At 51.3% G+C, this 9,793-nt stretch carries 13 protein-coding genes and 1 pseudogene; 12 read left to right on the top strand and 2 right to left on the bottom strand.

The features are described from left to right. The first annotated feature begins 82 nt into the window (after positions 1-82). Positions 83-271, top strand: a complete 189-nt coding sequence (locus GXY01S_RS17545; RefSeq protein WP_082770923.1) for a type II toxin-antitoxin system HicA family toxin — start codon at positions 83-85, stop codon at positions 269-271. Positions 272-308: 37 nt separating this feature from the next. Here the strand turns inward: GXY01S_RS17545 and GXY01S_RS17540 are convergent, their stop codons facing one another. Beyond that, a complete protein-coding gene (locus GXY01S_RS17540) occupies positions 309-710 on the bottom strand; it encodes a type II toxin-antitoxin system HicB family antitoxin (RefSeq protein WP_082086084.1) in 402 nt (133 codons plus the stop codon). 717 nt (positions 711-1,427) lie between these two features. Between GXY01S_RS17540 and GXY01S_RS15440 the strand changes: the two genes are divergently transcribed. The 5 genes from GXY01S_RS15440 to GXY01S_RS15425 all read left to right on the top strand — a co-directional run bounded on the left by GXY01S_RS15440 (position 1,428) and on the right by GXY01S_RS15425 (position 3,520). Next, the gene (locus tag GXY01S_RS15440) at positions 1,428-1,682 is read left to right on the top strand and encodes a type II toxin-antitoxin system HicA family toxin (protein WP_061276542.1); all 255 of its coding nucleotides are present in this window, start codon (positions 1,428-1,430) and stop codon (positions 1,680-1,682) included. Then, positions 1,679-2,011, top strand: a complete 333-nt coding sequence (locus tag GXY01S_RS15435) for a type II toxin-antitoxin system HicB family antitoxin (protein WP_061276540.1) — start codon at positions 1,679-1,681, stop codon at positions 2,009-2,011. The genes GXY01S_RS15440 and GXY01S_RS15435 overlap by 4 nt, the downstream gene beginning before the upstream one ends. A 262-nt stretch (positions 2,012-2,273) precedes the next feature. Continuing rightward, complete coding sequence (locus tag GXY01S_RS18340) at positions 2,274-2,504, top strand: hypothetical protein (protein ID WP_146222806.1); 231 nt, start codon at positions 2,274-2,276, stop codon at positions 2,502-2,504. Positions 2,505-2,564: 60 nt separating this feature from the next. After that, positions 2,565-3,197 (top strand): ParA family protein, encoded by a 633-nt coding sequence (locus GXY01S_RS15430; protein WP_061276538.1) that lies wholly within the window; start codon positions 2,565-2,567, stop codon positions 3,195-3,197. Beyond that, positions 3,194-3,520 carry a ribbon-helix-helix domain-containing protein gene (locus GXY01S_RS15425; RefSeq protein ID WP_061276536.1) on the top strand — a complete coding sequence of 109 codons (327 nt, stop codon included), beginning with the start codon at positions 3,194-3,196 and terminating at the stop codon, positions 3,518-3,520. Before GXY01S_RS15430 ends, GXY01S_RS15425 begins: the two co-directional genes overlap by 4 nt. 55 nt (positions 3,521-3,575) lie before the next feature. Here the strand turns inward: GXY01S_RS15425 and GXY01S_RS15420 are convergent, their stop codons facing one another. Continuing rightward, positions 3,576-4,256 (bottom strand): recombinase family protein, encoded by a 681-nt coding sequence (locus GXY01S_RS15420; protein WP_061276534.1) that lies wholly within the window; start codon positions 4,254-4,256, stop codon positions 3,576-3,578. 234 nt (positions 4,257-4,490) lie between these two features. Here GXY01S_RS15420 and GXY01S_RS19240 point away from each other — a divergent pair, with 234 nt between their 5' ends. The 6 genes and pseudogenes from GXY01S_RS19240 to GXY01S_RS19235 form a co-directional block, all read left to right on the top strand. Further along, the gene (locus tag GXY01S_RS19240) at positions 4,491-4,829 is read left to right on the top strand and encodes a helix-turn-helix domain-containing protein (RefSeq protein WP_082770922.1); all 339 of its coding nucleotides are present in this window, start codon (positions 4,491-4,493) and stop codon (positions 4,827-4,829) included. Further along, positions 4,826-5,068, top strand: coding sequence for a hypothetical protein (locus GXY01S_RS18335; RefSeq protein ID WP_146222807.1), 243 nt, complete (start codon positions 4,826-4,828; stop codon positions 5,066-5,068). Before GXY01S_RS19240 ends, GXY01S_RS18335 begins: the two co-directional genes overlap by 4 nt. Continuing rightward, positions 5,065-5,334: a hypothetical protein gene (locus tag GXY01S_RS15415; protein ID WP_146222808.1), complete on the top strand. Its 270-nt coding sequence runs from the start codon at positions 5,065-5,067 to the stop codon at positions 5,332-5,334. Before GXY01S_RS18335 ends, GXY01S_RS15415 begins: the two co-directional genes overlap by 4 nt. After that, entirely contained in the window at positions 5,331-5,582 is a 252-nt protein-coding gene (locus tag GXY01S_RS15410; RefSeq protein ID WP_061276531.1) for a hypothetical protein, read from the top strand. Before GXY01S_RS15415 ends, GXY01S_RS15410 begins: the two co-directional genes overlap by 4 nt. 191 nt (positions 5,583-5,773) lie before the next feature. Then, complete coding sequence (locus GXY01S_RS15405; protein WP_146222809.1) at positions 5,774-9,391, top strand: toprim domain-containing protein; 3,618 nt, start codon at positions 5,774-5,776, stop codon at positions 9,389-9,391. Positions 9,392-9,688: 297 nt separating this feature from the next. After that, positions 9,689-9,793 (top strand): annotated as a pseudogene (locus tag GXY01S_RS19235) (Tn3 family transposase); the annotation flags it as partial.

Below are 9,793 nucleotides of genomic sequence, written 5' to 3'. Positions count from 1 at the left end.
TTTATGGACTTGAAGGTGAAAAATTTTGCCCATCGCATCGAAAGTGTGTATACATACACACGCTTAGAAAGGAGGTGATATAATGAAGAGCCGGGAAGTCATATCACGGCTCAAAGCAGACGGATGGGCTCAGGTTAGACAAACAGGAAGCCACATTCATTTCCGGCATGAAACAAAGCCGGGGACAGTCACAGTGGCTCACCCCAATTCAGACTTGGCGGTTGGGACGTTGAAAAGCATTGAGCGGCAGAGCGGGGTAAAACTACGCTAAATGGTGTGTCCCCCTAGGTTTAAATCTAGGGGGCACGCTACGCAGGGATTACCTTGCGAGCGACAAGCTCATGCCGTGCGGCTTCAGCTAAAAAACCTGACCGATTTTTAGCTACACGATCAATGGCTGCCACTAACCCTTCATCTAAAGTGATATTTAACCGAACAGCTTTCCCAGGCGCTTCTACTCGTACTAGGATACGAGCAACTTCCTTAACTTCTGGATCTTGTTCAATATGGTCCATATCTGATGGGCGATTGATTTCATCACCATATTGACTGGAAACCAGAAGATGACCGGCAAGAGCTTCTTCTGCGTTAAGAGCTGCTTCTTGGATGGTTTCACCTGCTGAAGTACAGCCCGGCAAGTCTGGAAAAAAAACGCTGAAGGTACCGTCGCCAGCCCGCTCTATGATAGCAGGATAGATCGCGATGGCCATATAGGCTCTCCGAACATATATAAACTATGCATATAAACGATTGATTCATACGCGGTTTCTATCAATACACATCAGTGTGTATGTGTGTGTATTAATACATATATATGCCTCGAGTCAAGGAACATTGGAAAGGGAAGCGGCTGCAATAAATGATCCACAAATTCCCCATAAGTTGTGGATTTACATTGTTTTTCCCTGATAAATTTGGCCATACCGTTTGGTAAGAACAGAGTTGCACCTCTAGAGGTTAGAAACTGTCCGTTGTCACAGGGACACAGTCGCAGTGGTCCCGACATAGCTCCACGAGCATCCCGACCGCCCTGCACCAACGGTGCAATGGTGTATGAGACCCGAATTTCTATGGGGAGCGCTTAGGGAGCGACGAGGGAGCGTTCGGGGAGCGCCTATAGGAACTTCATTATATGAAATCAAAAAATAGGCCGTCCTCACGAAACGCCTATAACTTATGAAATCAAAAAAAACCTGAAACGCCGATTTTATCCGGTATCTGTCCGGTGCCTATCCGGCATCTATCGGGTGTCTTTCAGGTGTCTGTCCGGCCTGAAAACGAGCCAAGCGGAATCTGTCAGTCCAATATCAGAGACCAAAGACGGGGCAGGATAGGTGATGTAGGCCCACATCACGTCCTGCATCTTCGCGCTCCGCACTCAATGGTTTTCTATTGGAAGTGATACCATATTACGGTATCATCCATTAATGAAAGCCAAGCACCGCCGCACCATAGAACTCATTTTCAAGCGCCCGGTATCTGGCAATGTCCCGTGGAGCGATATTGAAGCCCTGTTCGTCTCACTGGGTGCGGAGGTATCGGAACGGGAAGGATCGCGGATTGGCGTGGTTCTGTTCGGGGAAATCCGGGTCTTTCATCGGCCCCACCCCAAGCCGGACACGGATAAGGGCGCGGTGGCAGCGGTGCGGAAATGGCTGGAGCAGAACGGAGTTACGCCATGAACAACATGATGGAGATTGGCGGCCACCGGGCCGTCATCCAGTTTGACCCGGAAATCGGCATGTTTCGTGGGGAGTTTCTCGGCCTGAATGGCGGGGCAGACTTCTACGCGGACAGCGTGCAGGGGCTTCGGAAGGAAGGAGAGACTTCGCTCCGTGTGTTTCTGGAGATGTGCCAGGCAAAAGGCATTGCTCCGACGAAACGCTACTCTGGCAAGTTTCAGGTCCGCTTAGCGCCAGATGTGCATGCCCGTGCGGCTGAAATTGCGGCTGCCCGTGGTGTGAGCTTAAATCGGCTTGTGCAGGATGCGCTTGAGCTGGTCGGGGGATAGCCCTTATTAGGTTTGGATCATGATACATTATAGGGAAATGAATGACTTGTTGTACAATTTCAGGCGTCACTGTTTCGCCTGGAACTTATGCTCTATTACGTTTTGATCGTGTACCTCCAAGCAAACCTCATTATCCGTTCACTGGAAATCACTATCATTATGTTGTTGCGAACAAAAACCCATCAGGAAAGTGCTTTTGGAATGGAGGCATTGTAACAGATGCACCAATTAAAGGTGCACTACCTCAACCAGAGGATTTTGTATGATGAAATACCAAGATGGTCGTAAAGTACGAATTGGCGACAAAGTAAACTTAGGAAACAACGCAAAAGGTGTTGTCATAGGTCTTATTGGACAGCATCTATATGCTGATGGCTATAATGCTGAAGATTGGGATTATCTTAAAAATGGTTTTCTTATTAGCACTGATTTCGGACTTCTACGTTTAGAAGAACCAGATGAAGATATGAAGCTCTTGAGGAGAATGAAGTAAGCCTAATTTCGATAATTTTAGGATTGACACTAACACCCATTCACCCGAAAAGGCGAAAACATGAAAACGGGAAAGATTGTGGTCATATCCAAGCTCAAGGGCGGATCAGGCGCGACCACGCTTACCCGTGAGCTGGCTACGGCAGCATTAGATGCAGGCCAGTCGGTTGCAATCATCGACCTAGACGCACAGGGCAGCCTAACGAATTGGTGGAACCGGCGCACTACCGCAAACCCGGAAGCGGGTCCAAAGCTGATCCAGTTATCACCCGAAAAGCTGCCAAGTGTGATGGGCCAGCTTAGGGATAAGTTTGACCTGATATTGGTTGATACGCCGCCTAGCACGCATGACGCCTTACGGAAGATTGCCAGCGCGGCAGATATGGCTGTGATACCGACCAAACCCACACCGGACGATCTGGACGCAGTAGGACCGGTCATTCGCCAGCTCAGAGGCGTAGTCCCTATGGCGTTTGTAATCAGCCAGGTGACCAGCAAACGCAGCCCGGATGCCGTGGAAGCTACTGAACTGCTTTCCGCTAGAGCGCCAGTCATCGGCCTCACCGTCATTCGCGTAGGATACTACCGGGCCGCAGGTGCAGGGCAATCAGGCTTCGAGACAGACAAGACGGTCAGAGAAGAAGTCGCCACGGTATATGATAACCTCATGGCTCTGTTAGGAGATCATGCATGAGCAAGCGCCATTCCCTTAGCTCCATTGGCCTTGATCTGGACGATATAGAGGCCAAACCCGCCAGCGGTCAGAAGGTAGCAGCCTTCCATGAAGAGCCGCCTACACAGACACCGCAGGAAACGCCGGGGGCATACGTCAAAGACAAGGCCGTGAACATGACGGTCTATCTCTTGCCGCATGACCACAAGCGCCTAAAGCAGCTTGCCGTTGAGCATGACACGACCATTCAGGCTTTGGTTATGGATGGTCTGGATGTGATCCTAGATCGCAATGGGCAGGAATCCCTTACCCGCTGGAAAACTAGACGTAAGGCAAGAGGGTGAATGCCTGATAAGCTGGTCATGGCTTCACCTGTTCGGGGTTTCGGGTGAATGGGTGTTAGTGTTTGAAATGCACAGCGCCTCTTTCTTGCAGGACGCGATGCAGAGCGGACAAAGATATATGATGTCCCTTGCTTATGAGGGCTTCGCGTACCTTGCGTAAGGGAAGAAGCATTTTGGTTCTCAGGTGCATGGCCTGTGCAATGACCTCTTGCTCTTCCGGCACTTCCACCAGGTCGCCACCGTTACCGACCGTGAAACCAAACGGCACTTTGCCTCCCAGGTATCGACCCCGGCTTTTCTGGTCAGCCTTAACAGTGGTGATGCGTTCACGTATGCGGTCGCGCTCGGCCTCCGCTACAGCTGATAGGATCGTAAACACTAGCTTGCTTATGCCATTGCCGGTCACGTCTCCGCCTAAATCAATCATATGCAGCGATACAGAACGCGCCTTCATATCCTCTAGAACTCCCAAGGCATCCACCGCAGAACGGAACATACGATCTAGCTTGGCTGTGATGATCGTATCACCGGCTTTAAGCCTCTCCAGTAGCGCCTTGCCCTGGGGACGGTCTGCCAGTGGCACAGAACCAGAGACGCCCTTCTCCATGAAGATACGGTCTATCTCCAGCCCTAGTTGCATCGCGTAACCACGTATCTGGCGCTCCTGCACAGCTAGGCTTTCGCCTTCATCTACCTGCCTAGACGTGGAAACCCTGACATACCCATAAACAGCCATCACCGTATCCGTTCGCTTGTTCGGTTGCGTCCAGACACCCTTAAAACTGTTCGGTTGCTATTGCAAGAGAACAATCATGAGCGATAGGGCCTACGGCAGAGGCATCTGTCCATGTGGTTTCATGTCTCAAGATATAAAAATCATGTATTGTAAGGAGCTTTGTTTGCAACACCTTGACAATATCTGGAATTGTGTGCTATAGTTGAAATAGGCTCTAAGTTTATTTTTTAGCCTATGCCAACGTATGACAGCGTTTTTTTGTCTAGCAGCAAATATTTAACGTGGGTGAATTATCCAGTCAAGCGGGAAATCGGCAAATATAAAAATCATAGGTATATTATGACTGACAACCAAATACCGAATCCTATTTACCCTGAAAATAGAGCGCTAATTAGCGTCTCAGAGGCAGCTAGTGCCCTACGATCAAGCCGTTCGACAATATATTATTGGATTAGGAAGGGCATTCTTCCAGTAGTAAATGTATATGGCAGGTCGATGATTGATCCTACTATCATCCCAGATTTTCGTGAGAGAATTAAAGGCCGCAATGCCCTTCGAGGGAATGCACCATGACCGTTACTTTTGAAAGTTTTTTCAATCGTCCGTCATCTGGGAGCGTAGCATTTATTAATTTGGTAAAGAATAAGATCGCATCAGAATTGAATGATGGTCGATTTAATACGCCAGATGATAGAAAAGACTATATATATCAATGTTCTGTTCTATTTGAGAGCGAACGAATACCAATGAAATGCGCTATAAGTCTGTGGGATAGATTCAAAGCAGAACAATTGACGGAAATCAATTCATGACAACTACAATGAGACGCGCAACTTTTGAAGATTTCATCGACGCAACCCCACGCAAATCTTATGGCGAGGACAAGGGGTTACGCGACGACATTGCGGAATATCTAGCCAATTCCTCTGAGTTGGAGAATGTGAAAACCAAAGCCGATCTCATGAAATTGGTAGGGAATCCTGTAAGCATCGGCATGAAAGAGGACGTAGACGACCTATGGGAATCCTTCCTTTACGCCTGCGACGTTCATCACGCGATCAGGGGGACCGCAGAATGACCAGCGATCTGACCGAATGGCTTGGAAGCTATGGACTTGCCTATCGAGACGAAATCCCCCTGGTGGGCATCCTCTATACGCATCACCGCACGGACCCGCGTCTTGGCAAAATCAAAACCACAGGCGATTTAGCTAAGTTTCTAGGCAATCCTCGAAGTCAGAATATGCGACAGCAGATCGACAATATTTTCGAGCAGATGCTCTACGACCGCGACTATGAGCGCTTCCGCGAAACTCGCTGGAAGTAGGCAGTGATTGCGATAGCATCGAAATAAGCATATAAACGAAAAACGCCCTTCAAACATTCTGCTCAATCTTGGCGGAGCGACAGAATGATGAGGGGCGTTTTACGGACCGTGGTGGTCTAAACAACAACATGAAAGGGCCAAAAATTGGCGTTTCATTTTCTCCTAAGTCGCCAAGTGAATGACGACATTGCGTGACTTATAACACATCCTGTCAGACAGGCACAACACCGTCTTTCATTGCTTGGTATCAGGAAAGCTTTAGCGATCCATCCGATATTATTTCCCGCTATTGGTCAGCTATTGAAAATGCTGCCCTTAGTGTTGGAGGAATATCAAAAGCAAATATAATAAGTTTTGACGGTAATCGCAAGTATATTCCTAATGATTTAGGAAAAAATGACCAACGTCAATACATTGTATCTGATCTGAAAACCTCAAAGGATGGAACGGTTTGGCCGTCTATAACATTCGGGACGTTCAGAAACGGCGGGAATACTGTTTACCTAAACTTGCGCGACATTGCCTTTCAAGAATGGAAGTCAGGAAAAGCGCCCTTAAATCCTCCAGGCCGAAGCGCTGACGTTACCGAGTGGAAGCGCTCGGCTGATGAAGCACGCGAAAAGGCAGAGCAAGCCAAGAGGGTAGCACAGACGGCAGCCGGAGAACGTGCGCGGTCTATCCTTGCACAAGCCCGCAAAGCCGCCAGCACAGCCTACACAGAGCGCAAGGGTCTGCCCTCCGGGCATTATCTAACCAATTCCGCAGGCGCTACGCTCATTCGGATTCAGGATGAAACCGGGCAGACGGTGAATATCCAGCGCATTGCACCGGACGGCGCGAAAAAGTTTCTCCCCGGTGGCCGTGTTTCTGGCTGTTTCCATGTCCTGCATGGCAAAGCCCCGGCCATTCTTTGCGAGGGCTATGCAACAGGAGTCACGATTCAGGCAGCAACAGGCCGTGAAATCATTGTAGCTTTCAGCGCCAACAATCTGCCCAAGGTCGCAAGGGTTCTAACTGGCCGCGTTTCTCTGGTAGCAGCCGATCACGACACCAGCGAGACAGGCGAAAAATACGCCAAGGAAACCGGCCTTCCTTACCTCATGCCGCCAACGGTAGGGGATTGGAACGATTATGCCGCTCAGAATGGCGTGAAAGCCGTCACAGAAGCATTTCAAGAGCCAGCAGAGGATATTACCCCAACCGAGGCAAAGGACGCTCTACGGGCCGCATTTTCGCTTGTAGCGCGGTATTCCCGCAAGGTTCCCGGTGAATGTTCGGTTGATGAGGTAATGGCCGCTATCACGGGAAAACTAAGCCTTGTAGAAGATCACCAGATCAGAGCGCGATCATTCCTGCAAAGCCTTATTAAGCGCCGCCGTGATTTAGTCAGTAAGGCGTGGAAGATCGCAAACGGGAAGCGGGTTCGGTGTTTTGACCTGCCTGCATATTCTAGCGAATGGCAGCACGGCATCACGTTCATCCGCGCCCCTATGGCCTCTGGTAAATCTGCCCGGATCGGTAGGCCGTTCATCTCTGAAAGCATGGGGCGGCGCTATACGGTCGCGAGCACGCCGAGCAAGGCACTATGCCACGAGCAGGCCGCCAAGTTTGGAATTGACCTATACAGCGAAGCAGGACGCAATGGGTTAGCCTCTCCTGCCATGTCTGTATGCGTCCCGTCTTTGGATAAGGCAGACCTACAAGAACAGATTGGCGGGGCTTCTGCTTTCCTGTTTGATGAATGGAGCCAAAGCCTTGCCATGCTTGCCGCCCGTGGCGTGTGCAATGAAGGCGACTTTGACAAGCTGGCCCGCATTTGCAGCACACTGGACGCGGGTATTTTTGCCGATGCCTTCCTCTCAGACTTCGATATTCAATTTGTCACAGACCTGATTAAGCCGGGACTTCCCGTTCGTATTTATGACGTCGCCGACAAAGCGCAGGGCTTCAAGGCACGGCACACATTTGGGGGGAAAGCCCGTGAATGGATTGTGCAAGAGGCGCTTGCCGAGCTGCATAAAGGCGGGGCGTGCTGGATATCGTGCGAAGGTCGCCGGGCATCGCAGACTATCGGCGAAATGCTCCGGGCAGATGGGTTCCGGGTTCTGATCGTGAACAAGCTGACACGGGAAACGCCGGAAGTTATGGCGTTCCTGCGAGATGCCGAGACAGTCAGCCGAAACTATGACGCCATAATCCACAGTCCAACCATCACCAGCGGGCTGTCTATCGAACACGCGGGCAATCCACACTTTACGCGGGGCTTTTTCCTTGGGGGCGGTTGGAAGCTACAGCCCAAGACATGCGCCCAGATGCTCCGGCGTATTCGTTATCTTCGGGAGTGGTCTATCGGCTTCATGCCCAACAACGCTGCCCAGGCGGTCACAGAGGCTACAGAAGCACAGGCACGGGCAGAAATTGCCAGCATGACCGGGGAGGCTATCGCGGGCCGTGAAGCCTTTATTCGGGATATAGAGCGCCGTGACGTAAACCAGCGAGCAGACTTTGCCTCTGGTATGCTCTGGCTTCTGGAAGATATGCGGTTCACGCTTGAACGTGTCCCATGCAGCGTATCGGCTGAATTGGCAGAACAGGTTTCCGCAAAAGCCGCCGCACTGGACGAAACCACCCGCGAAGCAATCATTTCAGCACCTATCCTGAACAGTGAGGAAGCCAAGGAACTTCGCTGGTCACATGCTAAAACGCCAGCAGACCATCACATACTGACCGCCTTCGATATTCGGGAAGCGTTTGGAGTGGAAACCCTAACACCTGAAATCGTGGACTTTTACGATGAAGGCCGGGGCGTGCATCGGTTGCGCCTGTTTGCTGATGCGTGCGGAGTTGCTTATCAGGACAACACGCCAGACAGGGCGTTAAGCGATAGCGGAGCAATCCGGCGCGGACTGTATGCTTACCTGTTCGATGGTATCGACATTACAGGGACGATTTCCAAGGATGATGCCGAAACAATCATAGACCGTGTGATGGACCGCAGGTTCACACTGGCAGCCTTCGGATGCGTTCCGGGGAAATGGGGACGTGTTGTCGAACTGGACAGCAAAGGCCGGGAGCGCGTTCGAGAAGATAGGAACGGGCATATTTGCGAGATCAAGCGCCCAGCCTACCCCATGCGAGAAGTTGCCGAAATCCTATCAATGATGGGGCTGGAACTTGAGCAGGGAATGCATAAAGGGAAAGCCGGTTCTAAGGGCCGGAGTAAGATTATAGCCTCCGACCGGCTGGCGCTTATTCGGTCTCTCATGGGTGACACATGCCTACCCAATATCTTAGGAACTTGGGGGCATGTGTCACCCCCCGAAAACCCAGAAGAACAGCCAATTTTCATTCCTGAAAAGCCAGAGCCAATCCCGGCAAATGACGCTTGGCAGGAAGAAGATGAAAGCCGGTTCTCTCCAATCGAACGGACGTTGCGTTCGGAGGTGCGGGCATTGCTTTCTAGGTTCGATGGTCTGCCCAGCAGCACCACGGGGGAGGTCTGGTTGCCGATCAATGATGAATACGGCTTTCAGAAAACCATGCGTGTGCCTGTCCCGGATTGCTTCCAGATTATGGCAGAGGAACAGGTTTACCCTCTGCCGGGAGAGCCTGGAGCGTTCTTTGCCTTCCCGTTTAACATCGACATATCAGAGAGTCTCTTGTGGGCTGTTCGTAATACCCCAGCTCATAGTCGGGCTTTCATACTGGAGACCGAAGAAGGGCAGCCTTATGTGGTCGCGGTTCCGGCTGTTCGTTGTGACCAGTCAGCAATCGAGGCCACCCGGCAGGCTTTACGCCTAGCGATGTGACAACTTGGCCCAGCTCGGCCTTACTCAGCCCTAAACGGCCCGACTTGGCCTGAAATCGGAAAATACTCCGTTCGGGCTATCTAGGGCTGTTCCGGACAGAAAATGTATCGGCAAGATGTGTGACCCTAGCTGGGGTCGTTTGCGGGAGGGGGCGAAATCCTACGCTAAGCCGAGGACGCGCTTTCCGTAGTCCCTAAGTTCGCCCTTTGGGCCGACATATCGATAGAGAGTGACACGCTGGATCCCGAGCTCCTTGCACAGATCGGAAACGGAAGTGTCGCGCTGCGCCATGGCGGCCTGAGCAAACTTGCCTCCTATCCGAGGCAGAACGAACTGGCCACGGCTTTGCGGGAGGTCGGCCGCGTCGAGCGGACCCTGTTCATGATCGACTGGATTCTGGAT

The sequence above is a fragment of the Komagataeibacter xylinus NBRC 15237 genome (genome assembly GCF_001571345.1).
Classification (GTDB): Bacteria; Pseudomonadota; Alphaproteobacteria; order Acetobacterales; family Acetobacteraceae; genus Komagataeibacter; species Komagataeibacter xylinus.
The sequence above is the reverse complement of the archived record's forward strand: the minus strand, read 5'-3'. Positions and strand labels throughout refer to the sequence as shown.